Raw genomic sequence first — 24,676 nt, 5'->3', positions numbered from 1 at the left:
AACCATAATATGTGTGGGTGAAAATATGCCGGAGAAGCTTACTGTAAGAGATAATGCAAAAGTGATGAAGGAAGAAAGCATTATGTGCAGGATACTGCGCCTGCTGGCGGAGGAACATCTGATAAGCCTTGAGGAAGAGCTGAGAGGGAAAGCGGTATTCCAAAAGGAAGCCGAAGAATGATCAGGACCGTAATATACTGCCGATGCAGCACGGAAGAGGAGAGCCAGCAGGAGGCACTGAAAAAGCAGGTGGCCGAGGCAAAAGAAAGTGTGAAAGCAAATGGCTGGATGCTCGTTGACGAGTATATCGAATCAAAGAGCGGGACGACAGCGGAAAAGAGAAAGGAATATCAGCGGCTGTACGAAGACCTGCAGACAGACAGGTTCGATGTCGTCCTGATTAAGAGCCAGGACCGTCTGATGCGTAATACGAAAGACTGGTATCTATTTATCGACCGACTCGTGACGAATGGCAAAAAGCTGTACATGTATATGGAACGAAAATTCTATACGACAGACGATGCTTTGATAACCGGAATCAAAGCGATTCTGGCGGAAGAATACAGCAAGGACCTGTCGAAGAAAATAAATAATGCACACAGGAACAGGCAGAAACGTGGGGAGTCTTTTATTCTGCCGCCGGGCACTTATGGATATGAAAAGCTGCCGGATAAGTCGATTGTCATCGTGGAAGAAGAGGCAAAAGTAATACAACTGATGTTTCATCTATGCCAGTCCATGGGATGTGGTAGAATCGCGGCTGTTCTGGCGGATGAGGGATACCGGGACAGAAAGGGGCAGCTTTTTCAAGAGGAGACTGTCAGAAGAATTATCCGGAATCCGATACGGTGTGGAACGGTGGTTCAAAATAAACGTCACTTTGATTTTCAGCTAAAGCAGGAGCTTAGAATGCCGGAGGAAGAATGGATCGTCCATAAATGCGCTGTTCCTGCCATTGTCAGTGAAGATACCTGGCAATCAGCTAATGAGGCGATGGATGAGAGAGCGGCAAGATATCGCACGAAAGCCCCTCGTGCGAAACCGGCTGAAGGAAAGTTCCACCTGTCGGGGAAGATTCATTGCGGCCTGTGTGGAGGCACCTATTACAGAACCATAAGAAAGCGATTCAAGAATCAGGAGAAGATAATTGAATGGAAATGCCGGAATTATCTACGATTCGGAAGAAAAGACAACGTAAAAGATGGGCGGGGAACACGTAAAGCGCCGATAATAGATGGGGCGGGCTGTGACAATATACATTTGGAAGAGCAGAAGCTGCTGGTCCTTCTGGAAGCTGCCTGTGAGGCGTACTATAATAATTATGGAATCGATTACCCGCAGATATGTGATAAGGCGATATCAGTATTAGAAAAAGTGTTCATTCAAAGAGAACCGGCCGGGAAAGCCAAAGAGCTGAAAAAAAGGATACAAAGGCAGGAGAATCTGAACCATAAGCTTGTAGATAAACTGCTGGATGGAATTATATCCGATGAAGATTATAAGAGAAAGAAGACAGAATTTGAAGAAAGGCTGCACAATCTGAGAGAGGAACTGAAGGCCTGCCGTTGGACAGAGCCCGTGCATACCGGGAACCAGGAAAGAATACGTAAAATAGAAGAAAGGCTGAAGGGAGATCTGCTTCACAGGGTGGTCCTGTCGGAAATGCTTGACAGTATAGAATGCATAGAAGTGTATGAGGATAGGCTGAAGATACGATTCTATCATGAGGAGATGTTAGAGATACCGTTGGACATGGAGTTCGCATATGCATCCAGGAAGGAGTCCGAACGGGAGAGAATAGTAGCATATATGAGAGAAAACCCTTCTGTTACGGCAAAGGAGATAGCAGAAATGGAACATGTCAGCCTTACTACAGTGAACTACCGAATTAAAAAATTACGACAGCAGGGCAGGATTTATTTTGACGGCAGAGGCGGACGTGGGCAATGGGCAGTATGTGAACGTGAGGTAGGGACATAAAGCGTCTTTAATCCGGTGGACTTATGTAAGATCAGGTCCACCGGTTCTTATCTTGTGGGACTAAAATCATGAAAACTTTACTGTTGTCCAGAAGGATATAACCATGCTTATGACTGCACAGGCTATCACGGCAATCATAATGTACAGTGCATAATGATTGAATCTGTCCGCACACCAGATCAGGACCGCGCATATACCCCATAGTATATGCACGGTTCCTGTGCCCTGGCACCATCCCTTTAATTGCCTTCTGTTATCCTGCAGCCTGAGGATAACGTTCTTTGGCACCATCCTTCCCGCACACATGAATAATCCTTTTAATATAAAGCATACACCGAATGCACACAGCAGAGCAGCCATCGTATTGTCCTCCAGTCGTTGTCTGTAGTTATGCATCAAGCATGATTTTATTCTTGATGCACTGTCCTTTTGCATGTTCCAGAATTGCAGTTTCAATCTCGTCCAGAGTGTAGCTTTCGGAGATAAAATCGCCGGTTTTGATGACGTTATTCTTCAGAAGCTCGAATGCCGCCATAGTATACTGGGGGGAGGTGTGGTACAGTCCTATTATCGTTAATTGCGAGTAGTGGATGAGATTTGCATCTGCAATCAATTTTGTACCTGCTTTAGTCCCTCCAAACAGAAGAACGGTTCCGCCTTTGCGGGCCATCCGTATATTACTTTCCCACACGTTTGGATAACCAGTCGCCTCGATGGCGATATCACAGCCCCGTCCCCCAGGTGTCAGGGATCTTACTTTTGCTGCCGCATCTGCTTTGGAGGCATCTACAGTCTCAAAGGCCCCCAGCTTTTCCGCCATCTTAAGACGTACCTCTGAGAGGTCGGTTGCAATGACCCGTGCTCCTTTACTGACAAGCAGGGCAATGTACATTAATCCGATGGGACCGGCTCCGTTCACGACAACGGTATCTCCCAATTGCACGCCTACACGTTCTGTGCCGAATAGAACACAAGATAAAGGCTCCATCAGAGCGGCTAATTCATGAGACATCGTATCAGGCAGGATAAACGTATTCTGATCGACGATTCTCTTAGGAATGAGCTGATACTGCGAGAAGGCACCCATATTATAAAGCATATCATCACACATGGTATGGATTCCCTTTTTGCAATAAAAGCATGTCTGGCAAGGGGCCGAATTATGACATACAACGCGGTCGCCGACAGACACGTTTGCCACCCCTTTGCCTACGGCGTACACGACCCCGGATGCTTCATGGCCAAATCCATAGGGTGGGATATCGCCCGGATACCCGCGCATATATGTCTTGACATCTGTACCACACGTCAGGGCCACCTTGTTCTGAACGACGATTTCTCCAAAGCCAGGCTCAGGCACCGGGCATTCTTCCATACGGATATCTTCTGGCCCGTAGAACATTACTTTTTTCATTTAGTCCACCTCCGGCTGCACACCATAGGTCTTAAATTTTTCCAATACGATATCCATCTGGTTATCGCTGAGCAATACCGGATTACCGGCCGCTTTGCATTTATAATAGATTTCCGCACAGAATTCAATTTCCTCGGCTGTATCAAATGCAGTGGCCAGATCTGTGCCGCCTGCCAGGAGGCCGTGATTTCCAAGCAATACGGCATATCTGCCTTCCATCCCCTTAAGGGCGCTTGCTGCCAGTTCAGGAGAACCAAAGGTTTCGTACTTTGTGCAGCGCACATCTTTTCCCGCAGAACCGATGAGATAGGTACAAGGCTCGATACTCCAGTTCAGGCATGCAAGGACGCTGGCATAAGGACTATGGGCATGTACGACGGATAAGATGTCGTCTCTTTCACGGTAGAAGATACTGTGCATTTCATATTCGCTGGAAGGCTTTCTGTTACCGTCTATTATGTTTCCATCCAAATCCATGACAACGATATCCTCAGGAGACAGCTTGAAATAATCCATGCCGCTTGGGCTGACCGCCATGTATTTAAGCGCCTGATTATACACGCTGATATTTCCCCCCGTCCCTTTGGTGAGTCCATGTGTGATTAACATTTTGAGATACGCTGTAATCTCTGTTCTTTCTCGTTCCATTAACATAGCTGATTCCTCCTGTCATTATAAAAAGGTTATTATGAATTGCATACATTTCTTAAGTTACCCGTTTCCAAGTATTCCGTGATAGCCTGAACGAGCGGGAAAGGAGAGTTTGCTATTGAATCCACGGTGTCTCCGGCAATATGCGGGGTCAGTGTTATATTGTCCAGACTCAGATATGGATGCCCCGCACTTAGAGGCTCATGCTGGAATACATCCAGTGCCGCACCGGCGATTTTATGGTTTGCCAGTACATGAATCAAAGCGGATTCGTCAATCAGTCCTGCACGCGATGCGTTGACCAGATATGCGGTAGGCTTCATAAGGCTCATCAATTCATATCCGATGATGCCTCTGTTTTCAGAAGTAAGCCTTAAATGCAGTGACACAATATCCGCCTGCCTGAACACATCCTCCATGGAGTCCACGAAAGCTACAGGCAGCTGCCGGATTGCATCCTCCGGCAGAAATGCATCGTAACCGAGCAGCTTTACGCCAAGTGCGTGCAGCTTCTTGGCGAGCAGCGCACCGATATTTCCAAGACCGATGATGCCCACGGTCATATGTTTCAGCGTGGAAGTAAAACCGGAATTATAGAAGTCAGATGTCCACTGGCCGTTGCATATTTTTTGATGGCTTCTGGCAATGTTCCGTGTCTCAGCCAGCATCATCCCCAATGTAAATTCAGCGACAGCTTCTGCATTACGGATGATATGGATCAATGGGACGCCATGCCTTCTGAGTGCAGATGCGTCAATATTTTCATATCCGCCACGGCATACGCCGACTAATTTCAGGCATCTTGCGTTAAGAACCAGCTTTTCCGGAACCGGACAAAAATGAACCATCAATAGATCAGCAGTCTTCATAGCGTCCTGAAGCCCTTCCGGATACGGAACGGCATCAGGACCGCCGTGTTCCAGCTTTGTCTGCATTTCGGCAAATTCTTCTTTATCGCCGGTTCCCCACAGAAAGGGAATGATCTCCATATCAGAAAAGGGCAGCGTCTTTGCCGCCTCCTGAAGTACGGCCGGAGATACATATGCATCTCCGACCACGACAACGCGGCGGATGAAAGAGTCCTGATTTTCCATCGTCATACCACTCCTTCCGCCGGCTTTACGTCGTTACATGTAAGCATATAGCGGGTAACGGCATCTTTGTTCTTCTTGTATAAGATATAAAGGACAAAATACACAATCACTGTCAACGCGATTATGAATACATTCTGTGACAGGAATGCTGCAAACAGCAGGGCCAGAAGTGGCATGAAGCATGTGCAGGTAATGAGCATGGTCGCGCTTGTCAGTGTGAAGCCTGCCTCAACAGCTACGGCAGTATAAAGGTCGGCCATCCAGCCCCATACATAGAGTGCCAGCGAGAAGTAAAGAATAGTTCCAATCAATGTCTTCAGCATGTTTCCTTTGGATATGCTGATCATCGGTATCATGCAGTATGGCATTGCAATCAGGTCCACCATAATGAGTGCGCGGTTGCCGGGCAACGCGAAAGCCAATACGAGCATAATCGGTATCATCAATGTACCGACCATGATAGTAGCCGGTTCACCATATCCGGTGGCATCATTTACAGCCAGATACCAGGTCCGCCCTTTACCATGCTTTTTGGCGGTCCCTTTCGTGGACTCGGTCAAGAGTGTAAATGCCGCGGCAAAGAGGGAAGCTATTTTGGGGAAGATAGCCATAACTGCAGCGGTGCTGATTGCAGCCGTAGTAATCTCGCCCCAGGTGGCAAGGGTGCCCAGTTCATGAATATTCCCGATAAAGCCAAGAATAAAGCCGATAAATAATCCGAGGACCATCGGTTCGCCAAATAAGCCCAATTTCTTCTGGACTGCACTTAGATTCATGTTGACTTTATTTAATCCGAGCTTATTCATAATCCAGTTTACAAGGATATAGAACGGCACACCTTCTGCGTGGTGGGGAGCGGTCAGGGCACAGCCGGGATAATTATAATAGGTCGAAAAGCACGGCGCCAGCACTTCTGCAAACAGCAGTATATAGAGGTTCATCAATATCATAAGTCCCATGGATAACCAAGCATTTTTAGTAGCCATATATAGCGTAGAGCCCCATAACATAAAGGAATATGTATTCCACAAGTCAGACGGCATAAAAATGTCTGTCCATTTCGTGATAAATAAAATAATCTGAAGGATAATCGCGACAATTAAAAAGGCCATACCGATTTTAGTGGAATAAGCAACAAGGGCACACGCCTGCCAGCCTACGTCCAATACCGGCAGATTAACCCCTGTATTATCTACCATCTTATCTACGATTCCACTGATTGTCGGCATATACGCATTGATCATCAGGCTGAACCCGGTCAGCGCCACGCCTGCCAGCAAAGCCGAACGAAATGCTTTGTTCGGCTTTGCTTTCATAACAATCGCAATGATAAAGATAATTACCGGTACCGACACGGATGCACCAAAAGTATCAAATATGTTCGATAGAGTTTCTAACATCTTTCATTTCCTCCTTTTTCTCATTTTCCAAGTTCATCCAGGACTTTAAGAGCTTCCTCCATAAATTCCTCCTCTGCAAACCCGGTCATGAAGCTGACCGCATTGATTTTGGGTATGTCGACATCATCGTCCACCGGACTTGTGTATGCTATAAAATCATATTGTCCGGACATAAGAGCCATTTTGACGCCGCCGGGGTTTACCTCAGTGGCTTCAAAGCGATAGCCCAGTGCTTCAAAACGCTCCTGCATCTTTACCGCTATCATAGTTGAACTGACGGTTCCGGAACCGCATACAGATAATACACGGATTGTCTTGCCTTTACCTCTAAGTTGTGCTTCTGCCTCGTTTGGTGCAGAATGCTTGTTTTTCTTCTTAAACAGCATCCTGATCCCTCCTTTCTCATTCTTCGTTTGCTTCATTTGATTGCCTGACTCTGTAAATATAACTTATCATGGCTCGTCAATGTGGCGCAGCAATTCATACAGCTCAGAGGATGTACTGCTTGCCATCAACGCTTTCAGGATATCTTCATCAGAAAACAGGCGTAATATCTTCTTCAGCAGGCCGACCTGCTCTTCAGGATTGGAGATTGCCATCATCATAACCAATGAGACGTCCAGATCTGTATCCGTCGACCCCATTTCCGCAAAAGAAACAGGATTTTTTAACTTTGCCACTGCTATGGCAGGCTGATTCACATGTGCTGCAAATGTGTGTGGGATTGCGATGCAGTATTCGCCGAGAGAGAGTCCTGTCGGGTATTCTTTTTCACGATCTAAAACTGCATTCCTGTAAGTATCCTTCACATATCCGGCGGCCAGTAATCGGTCAGCCAATTGAGTAATAACCTGTTCTTTTGTACTTCCTTCTAACTCTGTAAATATGAATTCCTTATGTATCATCTTGTTGTCCCTCCTTTCCAATGATTTGCACAAGAGCAGTCCTTGTTGCTGGTAATTATAGCAGAATATGGCGCTGTTTAAACGTCCAGGTTTGTTCAATATTTTGGAAAGAAGTTAGACTTCCCGGAAAATGCAAAGGATAATATAATTATTTTGTCAAATGCTATATACAAAATGAGATTTTATTCAGCATATTCACTAAATCCTGAATGGAAAGGAGTGAAGCGATATGGGAATTAATAAAAAGCAAAGCGAGTTCTTTCACGAAATCATCAACAGCCCCAACCGCAGCAGGAGCTATAATGAATTATCTGCCCTGCTGGGCGTAAGTATACGTTCCATCAGGAATTATTGTATTGCATTAGAAGATATTGCTGCCGGACTGGGTATAAAAGAGATTATAGAACGCACTTCCACTGGAATTACGTATACAGGTATGGAAAATGAGACGCGGCAGATCCTGTCACGCATTAACACCAGCAATTTCTACGAATACCATCTTTCTCCCGATGACAGGATTCTTTCCATTGTCTTAATACTGCTTGATGCAGAACATCCGGTCACAGTTATGGAGCTATGCGACACGCTGTTTGTCAGCCGGGCTACCATCTTGAATGATATCGAGAAGGTCAAATTATATTTCAAACAGTACCATGTGGCATTTGAGCAGAGTACGAACCGAGGCTACCGTCTGCAGATAGAAGAGCCAAAGCGGCAGGAAATCATCTTAAATACGTGCTTTCCTTATCTGAAGAACTGGAATCCTTTTGAAAAGGAAGCAGGGACATCTGGCTATTTGTTTGATTTGATTCTGGACTTGACAGAGCTGCTTCCGGATGTGTCGGCTATCGTGCAGGAGGCAGAGAGGAAATACGGCATTACAATTGCAGATACATTCTATAAGCAGACAGTATTTACTTTTGCCTTGTTATGTAAAAGATTGAGATTGGGAAAAGAGATTGGTACATCCCTTAAATTCGATATCCGGCTGATGAATGTGTCAGTAGGCGATATTGCCCGCTTTATGCTTTCAGAAGCGGACCATTCTCTTGGAATTGCCTATAGCGACAACGAAGTCCTTTATCTGGCATGGCGGCTGCATACTTGCCACTTTGATCTGCTGCAGAAGTTTGAACATTCCGTTGACTTGTATTTTTATATGGAGGTGTGGCAGTTCTTACAAGAAATAGAAAATGATTTACAATGCAGCTTTTCAAACAACCAGAATTTTGCGATATCTCTGACGAGGCATATCTGGAGCGTACGCAATAATGCATTAGAGAAAGACACGGTGATTGATGAAAAAATCATTCATAACTATCCCGAGCACTATAAGGCTGTAAAAGACCATATAGGAATTATCGAAAGTAGTATCGGCCGTCACTGTACGGAGACGGACTTGTATTACATTCTGCTATATGTAGTAGCGGAGCTGGAAAATCAGACAAGAAAAGTATCCACGCCACGTGTGGTTGTCTTGTGCCATGTCGGCATCGGTACTGGGAACTATCTGGCCAACCGGCTTTTGCAGACCTTTAATATAGAGATATCAGACATTACGGCAACGCACAAGCTTCAGGATATTATGAACAGAAAAGACTTTGATCTGCTTATCAGTATGGTGCCTCTAAAGATGGACCATGTCAATTGGGTAACCGTTTCCCCAAATTTAGAAGACGATGATATTATCGCCGTCCAAAAAGCTCTGGCGTCGGTACACAGACAAAAAAGGCTGACAGATGCAAAAGAAGGGACTGTTTTACGGAAACCGGTATTGAATATACCGTTCGCAAGGCTTTTGAAACGGGATCATATTATCCTTGACGTACCATGCGCTAATTGGCATGAAGCCCTGGAAATAGCTGCAATCCCTTTGCTGAAGAATCAGGAGATCTATCCTGGATATGTAGATGCCATCATACGTTCTGTTGAAATGAACGGACCATACTTTGTGTTCTATCCGGGGATTGCGCTTGCACATGCTGCGCCGGCTGACGGAGTACGGCAATTTTGCCTGAGTATATACAGGACAGAAAACCCTGTCTGTTTCCAGCACGAAAAGAACGATCCGGTAAGGCTGATTGTCATGATCGGCATTACCGACGTTAATACACAAGTCAATGCTGTTTCTGCAATTATAAGTATTCTCCGCCAGGATGATTTACGCAATCGTATGCTGTATGCCCAGACGGCGGAAGAAATAATTGCAATACTATCAGAAATGAATGGATAAAAGGAGGATTTTACAATGTCAGCAACTTCATTTTTTTACCTGCCCCGCGTCTCTGTCTTAGGGGCGGGCAGCCTGAACGAAATAGGAGAACAGGCTTCCAGATTAGCCAGGCGTTTCCTCTTGGTTACGGATTCGTATCTTGCATCCACGGAGGTGACATCCCGTATCCGTTGCCTGCTGGATGAACGGCAGATTGATCTCGTTATCTATGACAAGGTTCAGCCAAACCCTACCTTGGAAAGTGTATATGAGGCCCATTCCCTTTATGCTGGGACAGAGTGTGGAGGCATAATCAGCCTTGGAGGAGGGTCTGCACACGATTGTGCCAAGGCAGTGGCAGTATTGGCAGCCAATCCTGCTCCTATAGAACAGTATGCCGGCGTGGACCGGTTTCCAAACCAAGGGGCACCCGTTATCACGGTCAATACAACTGCCGGCACAGGGAGCGAGATTACGAACTGTTTCCTGCTGACGGACACGAAGACAAATACAAAGCTTATTTTTGAAGGAGTGCATGCGCTGGCCAATGTTGCCATTGATGATCCGGAGCTGATGCTTACGCTTCCAAGGGAATTGACTGCGGCAACCGGTATGGATGCCCTGACTCATGCCATAGAATGCTATGTTTCGAAAGCTTCCTTCAAGTTGACAGACGAACTGGCACGCATTGCGGTTCAGTATATCTTCCGCAGTCTGCCGGCGGCGGTAGCAGATCCGGATAATCTGGATGCCCGCGATGACATGGTATACGGGCAGTATATGGCAGGCATGGCTTTCGGCAATGGGGGTGTAGGTCTCGTCCATGCCACAGCCCATGCATTAGGTGGCCTGTATAATCTTCCCCACGGTCTTTTGAATGCGATTCTGCTTCCTCATGTCATGCGTTTTAATAAACGTGGATGTGCCGGGCGGTATGCAGAACTGCATACAGCTATCGCACCGTTAAAAGAGAAGGTTCAGTCTGCCAGAGGAAGTGCGGACGCTTTCATCTCTGAAGTCGAACAATTATCGAGAAAGATTAGTACAGATATACCGTTACATAAACTGGGCGTAAGGGAAGAGGACTTTGAAGCGGTTGCCGAAAAAGCGCTTAAAGATGCGTGCTGCGATACGAATCCGGTATGTCCTGTACGGTCAGATATTATCGGTATTTTAACATCTGCATTTTAGTTTGGTGAGAAAGGAGGAGTGCGTGATGACATATCAAGGAAATGGTATTTCAGAAGGAATAGCAAACGGCCGGATTTATAGATATCTACCTGCCGAAATACATATAACGCGGCAGTCTGTTTCTAAATCAGAGGCAGGTCAGAATCTGGAAAAGTTTCAACGACTGAGACGTACGGCGATGCAGGAGCTGCTTCAGATGGAGCATAAACTACAGACGACGGACCCTGGAAAAGCCAAGATATTTGCGGCACACCAGGAGATGCTGGAAGATGAAGAGCTGCAAGAAAGTATCAGTAATGCAATAGAAGAGTGCTATTCCCTCGACTGGGCAATTGAGTCATCATTTTCACAGTTCATTACCCTGCTGTCAAAAGCAAAAGATCCTCTTATTAGTGCCAGGACGGCAGACCTTGAGGATGTAAAAAATAGATTGCTACGGCTAGTGGCCGGGGTTCCTGAGAGAAACCTTGCAGAACTTCCGCCGGATACGATAGTAGTAGCCTATGAGCTGCTGCCGTCTGACACAGCGGTAATCGACCGGGAACATGTAAAGGGAATCATTACAGAAATCGGCGGAGTTACATCCCACACGGCGATAATTGCACGAAGTTACGGAATACCTGCAGTATCTGGTGTGACGGATGCCTTGGAATGCTTCCAGGACGGAGGTGAGATTATTATAAATGCACTGTCTGGCGAAGTTATCTATGCCCCGACTCAGGAAGAGCTTCTTGAAGCCGCTCATCTAAAAAATGAATACATGAAAGAGAAAGAGGTTTCGAAGCAATTCCTTGTAAGGCCCTGCCAGACCAGCGACCATGTATCTGTCAAGACGGGTATCAATATAGGCGCGCTGGAAGAAGAGGAGAGCCTGCTTCCGTATGTAGATTATATCGGCCTGTTCCGCACCGAATTTATATATATGGATTCCGGCCATATGCCGACCGAGGAGGAACAATACGAGGCGTATCGGCATATTCTTGAAAAAGCCCGCGGCAAGACAGTCGTACTCCGTACATTGGATATCGGAGGTGATAAGGTTCTGCCTTACTTAGAGCTTCCGAAAGAAGAAAACCCTTTTCTCGGGAACCGGGCACTGCGTTTCTGCCTGGAGCATGAAGAACTGTTTATAACACAGCTGCGTGCGGCTCTGCGTGCGTCGGTTTACGGTGACCTGTGGGTCATGTTTCCGATGATTGGAAGCATAGGCGATATACGTTCTGCCCTCACGGCTTTTGAAGCCGCAAAGCGGTCACTTGAAAAAGACCGTCTTCCGTTTGACGATGGGACAAAGGTTGGTATTATGATTGAAATTCCGGCGATTGCCTTGCTGGCAGAAGAGGCGGCCAGACAGGTCGACTTTGCCAGTATCGGAACGAATGACCTGCTCCAGTATCTTACAGCGGCAGACCGCCAGAATGCACAGGTTATAAAGTATTATAATGCGGGCATTCCCGCTGTGCTGCGGCTTATTGATTATGTAAACCAGATATTTACAGAGCAGGGCAAAACGGTAAGCGTCTGTGGTGAAATGGGCGGGGATCCGGTGTATGCGCCTATATTTGCCGGCATGGGAATCAGGAAGCTGAGCATGGGCATGTCCCGGATTACCGCAGTTAAGCAGGCGATGTCCTGTTTCTCGGCAGAAGAATTATGTGCGATAAAAGATTGTGTCCTGGAGATGGATAGTACAGAGCAGATTGTCTCTTTCATGAAAGCAGAAATTGCAGGGAAACGGGACAAATAATTCAAAGATGGAGAGGGTGCTGATATGTATAAGAAAACGATTAAAATTGTCAATCCGACAGGACTTCACGCACGTCCTGCGTCCGACTTCGTGGCAACGGCAAAGAGATTTACTTCCAAGATTAAGATCAAAAATCTGACTGCCGATGAAAAACCGGCTAATGCCAAATCAATTCTAACTGTGCTGGCTCTGGGCCTGGCAAAGGGTACGGAGGCAGAGATTACGGCGGAAGGAGAAGATGAGGAACAGGCAGTGGAATCCTTGGCTGCATTGATAGAATCTGGGTTTGGTGAATGATGTTATTGAGAGGAGCGGTACAAATGACGATGAAAACATGCCGGCGAACCGCAGCGGTGCTGGCCGGTCTGACAATGATATGTGGCGGAATGTGTAAATTCTTTACCAGCCTTCCGCAGATGGCGGTGACTGCACTGTCAGTATGCGCAATACTTTCTGGAATTGCAGCCGTGTCAGTGGCAGTGCGCTTTCACAAGTGCCCAAGGTGCCATAGATTTATTCCGGTCACGCTTCGCCCGGATATATGTATACACTGCGGTGAAAGCCTGAATGAAAAATAGGAATAAAACTACTTGAAAAGTGAGAAAGAAAATAAAACTTCCTCACTTTTTCTTTATGCATAGTCATGGTATAATAAATAGATACTAATATAGCCGTAGGAGGATGCAGATGCAGTTATTGATGAAAGATAAGCCTTTACTGGAAGTGAATGACAGTGGTGTATGTAAAGTCTTAGATTTTGACCTACTGCCGTTTGCGCTTAGAAAACAGAATATTACGCTGGCAGATTTTATTGAATGGGCTTCCAATCGGACACTTTCAATTGGGAGAAGCTATGCGAAAGAAATTCTAAACAGCCTGAGGTTATCACAGAGTAACCGATATGCAGTCTGCAAGGCCTGCCGGGGGTTGACACTGACAGATTCTTACTGGATACGGCAAGAGGAAGATGTTAAGACTTGGAATGAGGTCAATTTGTTTCAAAATCCCCTGTCCTTATTTATTACAGAAATTTCTCTGTCCGGCAGAAGTACGCATTATCCGGTGACTATGGAGGTGAAGAAAGATATTCATACACCAGAACTTACTACATTGGGGGCCAGTGCAAAAGGCTGGATTAGACAGAGTGACGGTTTGTATCTCCATAAAATAGGTAAGTATGAAATACCGGCAGATAGAATATTAGATGCACTTGATATAAGGCATATTCCTTATCAGGTGTCTGTGGATGAGGAGATAGATTCATACTTGCCTGCCGGGAGAAAACAGTGGATTGCCGGAGTTGGGGAGTCGATTGTAAATTCCAAGTTATTTACTTCAGAAGATATTGCCATGGTTACATTTGAAGAATTTAAAGTTTTCTGTGAAGCATATGATTTGAACCCATATGAAGAAGCAGTAAAGATAGACCGGACGGCATATCTGCAAATGCAGATAGCAGATTATATTTTAAATAATAATGACAGGCATGAGCAGAACTGGGGATTTTTTATGGACAATGAAAGCGGAAAAATCATAGGGTACTGTCCGTTATTTGACCACGACCACGCTTTTTGTGATAATCCAATGGTATTGTCACAGACAGTAGAGGAAGATATGTTGCTGTTTGATGCGGCAATACAGGCACAGAGAGAATTAAATATAGATATGAGCAGGCTTGATAACATGAAATGCCCCATATTTTTAACGGATGAACAGTGGGAGCAGGTACTTAGCAGGGGAAGAATGATTGCGTAATCAGAAATACCCAAAGGGCAATTGAATGATTATGTTATTGATAGAATTGACGGAGATTATGTAGGGGAGCAGACTGGTGTATGAGATGATAGAATATAAGCTTACATGAGTTTGTGATGAGATGGATGGCAGAGGTTGTATCTCAAGGCTTTTCAAACTATCATTTCCCCCACACGGATGAATGTCTGGCTTGCATATATAATCAGGTATCCAAGACCGTTTCTTGCGGCCAGGAACTCCCCGATAATCACCCCTACGAGACAGAGCCCTATATTGACCTTCATCGTACTGATTATGGCAGGTATCGAGCTTGGTATGACTACCTTCGTAAGTGCATGATACTTGGAACCGTGCAGCGTATATATGAGCTTTATCTTCTCAGGGTCTACGGTTGTAAAGCTCGTGTACAGGTTCAGTATGCTGCCGAAGATCGCAACCGACATTCCGGCCACGATTATCGTGGTAGTATTGGCTCCGAGCCATACGATCAGGAGAGGAGCCAGCGCTGACTTTGGCAGGCTGTTCAGGACGACCAGGTAAGGGTCCAGTATCTCTGACAGCTTTGGGCTGAACCAAAGTGCAACTGCCATCAGAATACTGATGGCAATTACGAGGATGAAACTTAAGATGGTTTCATACAGGGTGACTCCTATGTGAAGAAAGATACTTTTATCTATGAGCATTCCCCAGAAGCAGAGCGCTATCTTGGATGGGCTGCTGAAGATAAAAGAATCGATGATGCCTACATTTGCTGTAAATTCCCATATAAAAAGGAAACTAAGTAGTATGAGGACACGGGATACGCTGACGATTCGTCTATGCCGCTTCTGTTGGGAAAGGAAGTGCCGCTGACCGGCGGACAATTCACTCATTCGTGTTCAACTCCTTCCATATTAAGTTAAAATATGTCTTGAATTCAGGGGCATTTCTCCGGTTCAGCGGAGTGTCCTTTTCTAAATCAAATTTCAGAGGCAGCGTCTGCAGAATCGTTGCAGGCCGGTCGGTCAGGATGATTACCCTGTCAGCCAGCGAGATGGCCTCTGAAAGGTCGTGCGTTACCAGTATCGCGGTCTTTTTTTCTCTTCGGATAATCTGTCCGATGTCGTCCCCGACATTTAAGCGGGTCTGATAATCAAGAGCTGAAAACGGTTCATCCAGTAGTAAGATATCAGGCTCCAGGATGAGCGTGCGTACAAGAGCCGCCCTCTGACGCATGCCGCCGGACAATTCTGACGGCTTGGCGTTCTCAAACTGCTTCAGCCCATAAGTGTCCAGCAGTTCATGGGCTTTTTCTTTGCTTCTTGCCGACAGCATATGCTGGACTTCCAGTCCGAGTATCACGTTGTTGTAGATTGTGCGCCATTCAAAGAGCTGGTCATGCTGAAGCATATAGCCGATGTTGGTGGTACTTTCTCTTAAGTATTTACCGTTGATTTTAATCAGTCCCTTTTCCGGCTCTATCAGTCCTGATATAATGGATAATAAGGTGGATTTGCCGCAGCCGGATGGTCCGACAATCGCCACAAACTCTCCCTTATTCATGGAAAATGAAATGTCGATAAGGGCAGGGGTTTCACCTTCCATGTTGTGATAGGCGTAGTGGATATGCCGAAGCTCTAATATTTGATCCATGGAAACCTCCTAAGCCTGGATGATATATAGTTAGTTTATGTGAAAATGTGAAAAGGGTGCCTACGTAATAAGTCTGCAACAAGTCCCCGTTATGATGGGATTGTAGAGGTGAGACAAGTCATCATAAATCAAAGGAAGGGGCAGATGATATGAGACAGTTATGGAAAAAGCACAGGATAGCTTTGATGGCCGCCGGCCTGGTCGTATGCCTGACGGCATGTCTGGGGGCAGGAATTGCATATTCCAGAGCCAGGACCGAAAAGGACGTAGTAAAGGCAGCAGAAAAGGAGGCGGAAAGAGGCTCCGGGGAGCAGGACGCCCCCAAGATGAATGTACCGTGGGAGGACGGCACATTATACAAAGATGTATTGAATGACAGTTATGCGGACATAGGCCAGGAAGTGTGCCGCAAATTCGGATTGGACTATGAGACGGTAACGATGAAAGATGTTACGGCAGAAATGCGCAATTATGAAGAAGTCCTCATCCTGTTAAAAGACATGGGGGCCAATCCGCTGCTGGAAGAGAATGAGGATAAGAAGGCAATAGAGGAAGACAATGGCTATTCGGATGCGACAATGTCGCTGGAAATATATATCGATGAGATCTATGCTTTCGGAGGGGGAAGAGACATAATAGAAGAGATATGCGGCAAATATGATATCGATCCGGATCAGGCAGTCATATCAGATCTGACCGCAGAACAGCTGGAAGAAATAGGTGCGCTCGCCTATGAGACCTCCGACCATCCGAAAGACTGAGGTGCAAAGGACGTAAAAAGAGATGGCAGAGATATTGATAGTAGAAGATGATAAAAGAATCAATGAACTTATTCAGAGGACATTGAGAATGATGGGACATACAGGGCTTCCGGCATATACTGGCCGTGAGGCCCTTAGAGCCGTGGAGGAGAAGCGGCCGGCGCTCATGCTGCTGGATTTGAGCCTTCCGGATATGGACGGGTTCGAGGTGATGGAAAAGGCGGGGGATATCCCTGTCATCTGTGTCACGGCACGAGATGAGATTCCAGACAGAGTGAAAGGGCTGATGGCGGGTGCTGAAGATTATATCGTAAAGCCCTTTGCCCTGGATGAACTGTCTGCCCGTGTTCAGGTCGTTCTCCGCAGGGAGCACAGGGAACAGACTCTGTATAAGCTTGGAAGCACGGAGGTCGATATCTGCCGCGCTTCTGTCAGGAGGGACGGAGAGCCGGTAGAGCTGACGCACAGGGAATACGCTCTGTTGAAGGTGCTGCTTGAAAATTGCAATATCGCCCTTTCCAGAAGCCGGATATTAGATCTGGCATGGGGAATGGATTATTATGGAGACGACCGCACTGTCGACGTGCATATTCGCCGCCTCCGCCAGAAGCTGGGGCTGGAAGATCAGATCAAGACCGTATTTAAATATGGGTACAGATTGGAGATATGACAATGCAGATCTGGAAGAAAAACTTTCTCGTGACGTTTACCTTATTTGTCATAGTAGTATACACATGCCTGTTTGCGGTGGTTTCGATCTCTTTCAGAAATGATCTGGGCTATCTGACGGAACGGGCTATCGACAGCGAGCAGGGGATCGCATATGCCATGCAGTCCATACAAGAGCTGGATGGGGGACATATGGGGACGGATGTCGGCTACATAGCGGAAAGATATGGAAAGGCGGGAATATTGCTCGAAGTGCACTTCGGGGATATCGTACTGGCAGATAAGATTGCGCTGGAAGATATACCGGAGGGCCGGATTGGAATCCTGACATATGGGGGCATGAAGCATCTCTATATCCATGACGAAGTTCTGAGCGGCAGCCGGCTGCTGAAGATAACTTATCTGGAAAACATACAGTCCTTTTACGAGCTTCAAAACAGAAAGCTCTATGGTGCGGCTGCAGCTGGAATACTTATATCTTCCGTTATCGGAATCATGCTTTATGCTACGATGAAGCGGATATTCCGTCCGGTGAACCAGATTGCACATGAACTGAGAACTCCGCTGACAGGCATACAGGGATATGCACAGTATATGATGATGGGCAATATAACGGAAGAAGACCGGTTCTTCGCGGCACAGCAGATTGTAAGCAGTGCACGCAGCATGAAGGATGTGGTGGATAAGCTGCTGATTATGGGTAATGTCAAGGAAGGGGAGCTCTCCTTTGTCCCGATAGATATTCCAGATATGCTGGAGGAAATAAGGCGGGCTTATGCCGGTATTGAATTAGATGTAAGCATACGGAAGATAAACGGTGAACCGACACTTGTGCGCTGCCTGCTGGAGAATATGATTTCCAATGCAGTGAATGCCGGCGGACATGTGAAGGTCACGGCAGACGAAGAAGGGCTCTGCGTCTTCAATGGAGCTTCATTCCGGACGAGGGAAGAGGCCGGGTTAAAGCCGCATGGCTATGGCCTTGCCATCTGCCAGGATATCGCCGGAATCCACAGATGGAAACTGAAGTATGATATATCAGAGAAGACGGGTACAGCCGCAAAGCTCATATGGGGGAGTACAAAAAGGAGGCTTGCGCCTTCCGCTGAAATGCCATATACTTAATAAATACAGTAATCCCGGGGTATGATGCCGGGCAAAGATAATGTGCAAGGGGAAACAGACGGATGAATTACCAGAAAGAGCTCGACAAACTGATGGAAAGGCTGAAAAGTGAAAACAAAGTACCGAGGCTATTGCTTCACAGCTGCTGTGCGCCGTGCAGCAGCTATGTGCTGGAATATCTGAGTGACTGCTTCGACATCACCGTATTCTATTACAATCCAAATATCTACCCGGAAAGCGAGTATACGAAACGGATTCTGGAACAGCAGACGCTGATTGGAGAGATGAAGACGAGATATCCGGTTTCATTTATCGCGGGTCATTATGACAGAGAGAGGTTCTATGAGATGGCTGCCGGGATGGAACATCTGAAGGAAGGCGGGGAACGGTGCCTGAAGTGCTATGAGCTTAGGCTCAGGGAAGCGGCGGAGCTGGCAGTCAAGGGAGGTTTTGAGTATTTTACCACGACGCTCAGCATAAGCCCGCTGAAGAATGCGGACAGGCTGAATGAAATCGGAGTAAGGCTTGAAAACGAATTCGGGGTCAGATATCTGCAGTCGGATTTCAAGAAAAAGAACGGGTACAAGAGGTCCATAGAGCTGTCAAAGGAGTTCGGACTGTACAGGCAGGATTACTGTGGATGTGAATTTTCAATTAAACGTGCAAAATAATGCATTTCCGTTTGATTTTACACAGAAATATGATAAAATCTTTTACAATGATTCTACATGAAAGGAAGAAAACCATATGGCACAGTTATGGGGCGGTCGCTTCACCAAGGAGACAGACCAGATTGTATACAGTTTCAACGCATCAATTTCATTTGATAAAAGATTCTACGCCCAGGACATAAAAGGAAGCATCGCGCATGTGATGATGCTTGCAAGGCAGGGAATCCTGACAGATTACGAGAAGGACCAGATTATCCAGGGGCTGGAAGACATCCTGGACGACGTGGAGTGCGGACGTCTTGAGATATCCGACAAGTATGAAGACATCCACAGCTTTGTAGAAGCGACGCTTATCGACCGGATAGGCGATCCAGGAAAGAAGCTTCACACCGGCCGGAGCAGAAACGACCAGGTTGCGCTGGATATGAAGCTATACACGAGGGATGAAGTGCATCTGCTCGACAACCTGGTGGAGGGGCTGCTGCAGGCAATACTTTCTATCATGGAAGACAACATCGATACATATATGCCGGGATTTACACATCTTCAAAAAGCGCAGCCGATAACGCTGGCCCATCATATGGGTGCGTATTTCGAAATGTTCAGAAGAGACCACGAGAGGCTGCAGGATATCTACAAAAGGATGAACACCTGTCCCCTCGGCTCTGGTGCGCTGGCTGGTACGACCTATCCGCTTGACAGGGAATATACGGCGAGGCTGCTCGGCTTTGACGGAGGTCCGACGCTCAACAGCATGGACGGCGTATCTGACCGGGACTACCTGATAGAGCTGCTGTCGGCGCTTTCAACGATTATGATGCATCTGAGCCGCTTTTCAGAAGAAGTAATCATATGGAATTCCAACGAGTACCAGTTTGTGGAGATTGATGACGCATACAGCACCGGGAGCAGCATCATGCCGCAGAAGAAGAATCCGGACATCGCGGAACTTGTCCGCGGCAAGACGGGTAGAGTGTATGGCGCGCTGAATGCCATGCTTGCAACGATGAAAGGGATTCCGCTTGCATATAATAAAGATATGCAGGAGGATAAGGAGTGGGTATTTGACGCCATCGATACGACAAAGGGATGCCTTGTGCTTTTTGCCGGCATGATAAGGACGACGGAATTCAGGAAAGACCGGATGGAGAAGAGTGCGAAGAACGGCTTTACGAATGCCACCGACGCGGCGGACTACCTCGTGAACCACGGGGTACCGTTCCGGGATGCCCACGGTATCGTAGGGCAGCTCGTTCTGGCATGCATAGAAAAGGGAATCTCGCTGGATGAACTTCCACTCGAAGGGTACAAGGAGATATCGGAAGTATTTGAAGAGGACATCTATGAGGCCATCAGCCTTGAGACATGCGTGAACAAACGGGTTACGACCGGAGCGCCGGGAAGGCACGCGATGGAAGAGACGATTGCCTATTACAGAAAATATATGGAAGAATATTAGAACATTATCAAAACATATCAGGCACAGGGGCCGGGCCCCGTCCGCAGGGGTCTGCCCCTGCCGTGCGGTGAAAAGGAGAAGATTATTATGGAAAAGAAACTGAGAGCAGGTATTTTAGGAGCAACGGGCATGGTCGGACAGCGTTTCATCTCTCTGCTTGAGAACCACCCGTGGTTTGAAGTGGCGACGGTGGCTGCAAGCCCAAGGTCGGCGGGAAAGACATATGAGGAGGCCGTGGGAGGCCGCTGGAAGATGGCGACACCAATGCCGGAAGCGGTCAAGGGACTGGTCGTTGCCAATGTAAACGAGGTAGATAAGGTGGCGGAATCTGTCGATTTCGTATTCAGCGCGGTCGACATGACGAAGGATGAGATCAAAGCCATCGAGGAAGCATATGCCAGAACCGAGACTCCTGTCGTATCCAACAACAGCGCGCACCGCTGGACGCCGGATGTCCCGATGGTGGTTCCGGAGATCAACTCGGAACACTTTGAAGTCATCGAGGCGCAGAAGGAGCGTCTTGGCACTACCTGCGGCTTCATCGCGGTGAAACCGAACTGCTCTATCCAGAGCTATACGCCATGTCTCGCCGCATGGAAAGAGTTCGGACCTAAAGAAGTAGTCGTGACGACATATCAGGCAATCTCAGGCGCAGGAAAGACATTCAAGGACTGGCCTGAGATGGTGGAAAATATTATCCCCTACATCGGAGGAGAGGAAGAAAAGAGTGAACAGGAGCCGCTGCGTGTGCTCGGCAGAGTGGAACATGGAGCAATCGTCAAGGCCGAACTGCCTGAGATATCCTGCCAGTGCGTGCGTGTGCCTGTGCTTAACGGACATACGGCTGCGGTGTTCATCAATTTTGAGAAGAAGCCGACGAAGGAGCAGCTTATCGAGAAGCTGGAAGGCTTCCGGGGCTTTCCGCAGGAAGCCGGACTTCCGAGCGCTCCGAAGCAGTTTATAAAGTATCTGTCGGATGACAACCGTCCGCAGGTTACGCTGGATGTGGATTATGAAAATGGAATGGGCGTATCTATCGGCCGTCTGAGAGAAGATACCATCTATGACTATAAGTTCATCGGCCTGTCCCACAATACGGTGAGAGGCGCGGCAGGCGGAGCGGTATTATGTGCCGAGACACTGACGGCAAAAGGATTTATCACGCACAAGTAAATGTGGGGCTAGTGAAGTGGCTGCAGGCGGGGAGCCGGGTGGCATCTGCTACGATGCGTCCGAGGCTGCGACTATTTCACGTATCCCTAACCCTCCGGAATGCGCGCCGATAGCGGCTTACATCCCATAGGATAAGGGCTCCGGAAAGGATTCTCCGCCTCTTCCGCTTACACCTGCGCATCTCCCACCCGGCTTCCCGCCAGCTATCTACTTCACTTAACAAGGGCGAGGGCGGCTGTGTGACGTTACTGGCCAGAGGATGGCCGCTGGCTGTTTCAGCTGTTGCTGTAAGAAGAGCCGGAACCAGGCAGGGGATGTTATCTCATATAACATCCCCGTACCTGATTCCGGCTCTTCTTCATTATATTATTACCAACCAAGGTTTTCAACTTGCTTCGCCCTTTATCACTATGCTGACACAGCCAAAGCACTTCCTTCAGCCGGCAGCGCCTCACAGCCGCCCCTCGCCTGTGACAGTAAAGCAGATGCCCCATACCTCCCCATCGGCGTCTGGCTTACAAAACTTCCAGCTGCTTCAAATGAGGCTTTATTTTGCATACGATAAGTGATAAAATGTAAAGAGATTTTACGTGCATTTAACACATACGTGATAGAGGCAGCGACTCTGATCTGGTATTCTGAAAATAATGCCTGGGTGCATAGACTGATTACATTTCAGGAATACGAAAGAAGGATGAGGTTATAAGTATGGAAAATGATATTCTAAACTACACACAGAACAGAGAACTGTCTTGGCTGAAGTTTAACAAGAGGGTACTGGAGGAGGCACAGGATCCGACTGTGCCGTTGCTGGAACGGATGAAATTCGTGGCTATCTTTACGAGCAATCTGGATGAGTTCTTCATGATACGAGTGGGCAGCCTCTTCGATATGGTCCAGACAGATTTCAACACGATTGACAGCCGCTCCGGCATGACGCCGGGGGAACAGCTGGAGAGAATCTTCGAGGCTGTGGCACCGCTTTACAAGGAGCGGGATAAGACATATGCGGAAATCAAGAAGCAGCTGAGCCCCTATGGCGTCTGCGGCCTTGACTTTAGAGAGCTGGAGCAGTCCGAGAAGAAGTATGTGAAGAAGTATTTTAAGGAGCAGATTCTGCCAATCCTGTCTCCGCAGATTGTAGATGCGAACCATCCGTTTCCCCATCTTCTGAATAAGGAGATATATGTGACGGCTAATCTGAAATACAAGGATAAGACGATGCAGGGTATCGTACCAGTGCCCCAGTTCGTGTCAGACATACTGTATCTGCCGGGTCATGATATTCGTTATATCCGTATGGAAAAGGTAATCATGGAATACCTGGATCTGGTGTTCGATCAGTACGAGGTGACCGACAAGAATTATATCTGCGTCACAAGGAATGCCGACATAGCGCCGGATGACGAGGCGCTTGAGGTGAATGACGATTTCCGCTACCTGATGAAGGAGACGCTGCACAAGCGGCGCAGGATGGCTGTTGTAAGGCTGGAGGTGGCAGAGAAGCTGAGCGAGGAGATGGAACGGTATTTCTGCGAAAAGTTTGCCATACAGCCGAATCAGATATTCCGGACAAAGATGCCGGTGAAGCTCGCCTATATGTTCGCTATCAGCGGCAATCTGCCGGAGGCGATGAAGCGCTCCCTCGTATATCCGGCCTTCACGCCCCAGAATTCTGCGCATGTGCAGGAGGGCAGTCCGATGAAGCAGCAGATAAGGAAGAAGGACATGCTGCTGTACTATCCGTATGAAAGCATGAACCCATTTCTCAGGCTGATTAAGGAAGCCTCCACAGATCCGAATGTACTGACGATTAAGATAACGATATACCGGCTGGCTAAGAAGGCGCGTCTGGTGGAGTACCTGTGTGCCGCGGCGGAAAATGGAAAAGAAGTGACCGTCCTTATCGAACTGAGGGCGAGGTTCGATGAACAGAACAACATTGACTGGTCGGAGCGGCTGGAAGAAGCAGGCTGCCGTGTCATATATGGTTTCGACGGATATAAGGTACATTCCAAGGTATGCCTCATCACATACAGGAACCGGAATGAAATCCAATATATCACCCAGATTGGAACAGGGAATTATAATGAGAAGACGGCAGCCATGTATACGGACCTGTCGCTTATGACAGCAAACGGTGAGATTGGCAGGGACGCATCTGAATTTTTCAAGAATATGTCTATCAGCAATCTGGACGGAATGTACAACAGGCTTATCGTGGCTCCGACAAGCTTAAAGCAGAGGGTGCTTTACCTGATGGATGAAGAAATCCGCAAAGGCGCCGGCGGCCGCATTGTCATGAAGATGAATTCTCTGACGGATGTCGACTTTATTGAAAAGGTGTCGGAAGCGTCACGTGCCGGTGTAAAAACAGACTTGATTGTACGGGGAATATGTTGTATATTACCAGGAGTCAAAGATTATACGGAAAATGTAACGGTTACGAGCATCGTCGGCCGCTATCTGGAGCATCCCCGCATCTTCAGCTTCGGGACAGGGGCAGACCAGAAGATATATATCGGTTCTGCGGACATGATGACTAGGAATACGGAGAAAAGGGTGGAAGTGGCATGTCCTGTGCTGGATGAGGACATCAGGCGCCAGATCAATCATTATCTGAAGATTATGCTGACGGATAACGTGAAAGCGAGGGTGCTTAAGCCAGACGGTAATTATGGGAAGAAAGAACAGGCAGAAACGCGTACAGATTCCCAGGCATTATTTATGCAGGAGGCGTTGAACGCAAAGCGGAAGGCGCCGGAAAAGCCGAAGACTTTTCTTGACAAGATAAGACATCTATTTGGAAAGTAGACAACGAAGGAGTACAGATATAT

General features: G+C 47.3%; 24 protein-coding genes. 15 read left to right on the top strand and 9 right to left on the bottom strand.

Annotated elements, in window-relative coordinates; translation table 11 throughout:
- Window positions 1-13: 13 nt before the first annotated feature.
- Together HJV72_RS03240 and HJV72_RS03235 are read left to right on the top strand one after the other, a co-directional pair.
- Window positions 14-181: a hypothetical protein gene (locus tag HJV72_RS03240; RefSeq protein WP_208068612.1), complete on the top strand. Its 168-nt coding sequence runs from the start codon at window positions 14-16 to the stop codon at window positions 179-181.
- On the top strand, window positions 178-1,980 hold the full coding sequence (locus tag HJV72_RS03235) for a recombinase family protein (RefSeq protein WP_208068611.1): 1,803 nt from the start codon (window positions 178-180) through the stop codon (window positions 1,978-1,980). Before HJV72_RS03240 ends, HJV72_RS03235 begins: the two co-directional genes overlap by 4 nt.
- Before the next feature lie 66 nt (window positions 1,981-2,046).
- Here HJV72_RS03235 and HJV72_RS03230 read toward each other — a convergent pair whose 3' ends face one another.
- The 7 genes from HJV72_RS03230 to HJV72_RS03200 all read right to left on the bottom strand — a co-directional run bounded on the left by HJV72_RS03230 (window position 2,047) and on the right by HJV72_RS03200 (window position 7,444).
- On the bottom strand, window positions 2,047-2,340 hold the full coding sequence (locus tag HJV72_RS03230) for a hypothetical protein (RefSeq protein ID WP_208068609.1): 294 nt from the start codon (window positions 2,338-2,340) through the stop codon (window positions 2,047-2,049).
- Between the two features lie 28 nt (window positions 2,341-2,368).
- Complete coding sequence (locus HJV72_RS03225; protein WP_208068607.1) at window positions 2,369-3,394, bottom strand: zinc-binding dehydrogenase; 1,026 nt, start codon at window positions 3,392-3,394, stop codon at window positions 2,369-2,371.
- Window positions 3,395-4,048, bottom strand: a complete 654-nt coding sequence (locus HJV72_RS03220) for an L-fuculose-phosphate aldolase (protein WP_208068605.1) — start codon at window positions 4,046-4,048, stop codon at window positions 3,395-3,397.
- 32 nt (window positions 4,049-4,080) lie between these two features.
- On the bottom strand, window positions 4,081-5,139 hold the full coding sequence (locus HJV72_RS03215) for a 2-hydroxyacid dehydrogenase (protein WP_208068603.1): 1,059 nt from the start codon (window positions 5,137-5,139) through the stop codon (window positions 4,081-4,083).
- 2 nt (window positions 5,140-5,141) lie between these two features.
- Complete coding sequence (locus HJV72_RS03210; RefSeq protein WP_208068600.1) at window positions 5,142-6,539, bottom strand: PTS galactitol transporter subunit IIC; 1,398 nt, start codon at window positions 6,537-6,539, stop codon at window positions 5,142-5,144.
- 20 nt (window positions 6,540-6,559) lie between these two features.
- Window positions 6,560-6,925, bottom strand: a complete 366-nt coding sequence (locus tag HJV72_RS03205) for a PTS fructose transporter subunit IIB (RefSeq protein ID WP_117771782.1) — start codon at window positions 6,923-6,925, stop codon at window positions 6,560-6,562.
- Window positions 6,926-6,991: 66 nt separating this feature from the next.
- A complete protein-coding gene (locus tag HJV72_RS03200; RefSeq protein WP_208068599.1) occupies window positions 6,992-7,444 on the bottom strand; it encodes a PTS sugar transporter subunit IIA in 453 nt (150 codons plus the stop codon).
- Window positions 7,445-7,673: 229 nt separating this feature from the next.
- Here HJV72_RS03200 and HJV72_RS03195 point away from each other — a divergent pair, with 229 nt between their 5' ends.
- From HJV72_RS03195 to HJV72_RS03170, 6 genes are all read left to right on the top strand, one after another.
- The gene (locus HJV72_RS03195) at window positions 7,674-9,677 is read left to right on the top strand and encodes a BglG family transcription antiterminator (RefSeq protein ID WP_208068597.1); all 2,004 of its coding nucleotides are present in this window, start codon (window positions 7,674-7,676) and stop codon (window positions 9,675-9,677) included.
- Window positions 9,678-9,692: 15 nt separating this feature from the next.
- Window positions 9,693-10,847, top strand: coding sequence for an iron-containing alcohol dehydrogenase (locus tag HJV72_RS03190; RefSeq protein ID WP_208068596.1), 1,155 nt, complete (start codon window positions 9,693-9,695; stop codon window positions 10,845-10,847).
- 25 nt (window positions 10,848-10,872) lie between these two features.
- Window positions 10,873-12,594: a phosphoenolpyruvate--protein phosphotransferase gene (gene ptsP, locus HJV72_RS03185; protein ID WP_208068595.1), complete on the top strand. Its 1,722-nt coding sequence runs from the start codon at window positions 10,873-10,875 to the stop codon at window positions 12,592-12,594.
- 24 nt (window positions 12,595-12,618) lie between these two features.
- Window positions 12,619-12,891: an HPr family phosphocarrier protein gene (locus tag HJV72_RS03180; protein ID WP_208068594.1), complete on the top strand. Its 273-nt coding sequence runs from the start codon at window positions 12,619-12,621 to the stop codon at window positions 12,889-12,891.
- A 23-nt stretch (window positions 12,892-12,914) separates the two neighbouring features.
- Window positions 12,915-13,172, top strand: a complete 258-nt coding sequence (locus HJV72_RS03175; protein ID WP_208068593.1) for a hypothetical protein — start codon at window positions 12,915-12,917, stop codon at window positions 13,170-13,172.
- A gap of 109 nt (window positions 13,173-13,281) precedes the next feature.
- Complete coding sequence (locus HJV72_RS03170) at window positions 13,282-14,349, top strand: hypothetical protein (RefSeq protein ID WP_208068592.1); 1,068 nt, start codon at window positions 13,282-13,284, stop codon at window positions 14,347-14,349.
- A 152-nt stretch (window positions 14,350-14,501) separates the two neighbouring features.
- On the opposite strand, the gene HJV72_RS03165 is transcribed toward HJV72_RS03170, so the two are convergent.
- Complete coding sequence (locus tag HJV72_RS03165; RefSeq protein ID WP_208068591.1) at window positions 14,502-15,221, bottom strand: ABC transporter permease; 720 nt, start codon at window positions 15,219-15,221, stop codon at window positions 14,502-14,504.
- Window positions 15,214-15,981 (bottom strand): ABC transporter ATP-binding protein, encoded by a 768-nt coding sequence (locus tag HJV72_RS03160; protein WP_049727871.1) that lies wholly within the window; start codon window positions 15,979-15,981, stop codon window positions 15,214-15,216. Before HJV72_RS03160 ends, HJV72_RS03165 begins: the two co-directional genes overlap by 8 nt.
- Before the next feature lie 149 nt (window positions 15,982-16,130).
- On the opposite strand from HJV72_RS03160, the gene HJV72_RS03155 reads away from it, so the two are divergent.
- The 7 genes from HJV72_RS03155 to ppk1 all read left to right on the top strand — a co-directional run bounded on the left by HJV72_RS03155 (window position 16,131) and on the right by ppk1 (window position 24,653).
- Window positions 16,131-16,742 (top strand): hypothetical protein, encoded by a 612-nt coding sequence (locus tag HJV72_RS03155; protein ID WP_208068590.1) that lies wholly within the window; start codon window positions 16,131-16,133, stop codon window positions 16,740-16,742.
- A gap of 22 nt (window positions 16,743-16,764) precedes the next feature.
- On the top strand, window positions 16,765-17,412 hold the full coding sequence (locus tag HJV72_RS03150) for a response regulator transcription factor (protein WP_208068589.1): 648 nt from the start codon (window positions 16,765-16,767) through the stop codon (window positions 17,410-17,412).
- A gap of 2 nt (window positions 17,413-17,414) precedes the next feature.
- Window positions 17,415-18,536, top strand: coding sequence for a sensor histidine kinase (locus HJV72_RS03145; RefSeq protein WP_208068587.1), 1,122 nt, complete (start codon window positions 17,415-17,417; stop codon window positions 18,534-18,536).
- 62 nt (window positions 18,537-18,598) lie between these two features.
- Window positions 18,599-19,207, top strand: a complete 609-nt coding sequence (locus HJV72_RS03140; RefSeq protein ID WP_208068585.1) for an epoxyqueuosine reductase QueH — start codon at window positions 18,599-18,601, stop codon at window positions 19,205-19,207.
- A gap of 76 nt (window positions 19,208-19,283) precedes the next feature.
- Window positions 19,284-20,666, top strand: a complete 1,383-nt coding sequence (argH, locus tag HJV72_RS03135; RefSeq protein ID WP_208068583.1) for an argininosuccinate lyase — start codon at window positions 19,284-19,286, stop codon at window positions 20,664-20,666.
- 87 nt (window positions 20,667-20,753) lie between these two features.
- Window positions 20,754-21,839: an aspartate-semialdehyde dehydrogenase gene (gene asd / locus HJV72_RS03130; protein ID WP_208068581.1), complete on the top strand. Its 1,086-nt coding sequence runs from the start codon at window positions 20,754-20,756 to the stop codon at window positions 21,837-21,839.
- 708 nt (window positions 21,840-22,547) lie between these two features.
- A complete protein-coding gene (gene ppk1 / locus HJV72_RS03125; RefSeq protein ID WP_208068579.1) occupies window positions 22,548-24,653 on the top strand; it encodes a polyphosphate kinase 1 in 2,106 nt (701 codons plus the stop codon).
- The last annotated feature ends 23 nt before the right edge of the window (window positions 24,654-24,676 follow it).

Origin of the sequence: Extibacter sp. GGCC_0201 (assembly GCF_017566055.1) — a bacterium.
Classification (GTDB): Bacteria; Bacillota; Clostridia; order Lachnospirales; family Lachnospiraceae; genus Extibacter.
This window is presented reverse-complemented; position numbering and strand designations above follow the sequence as displayed.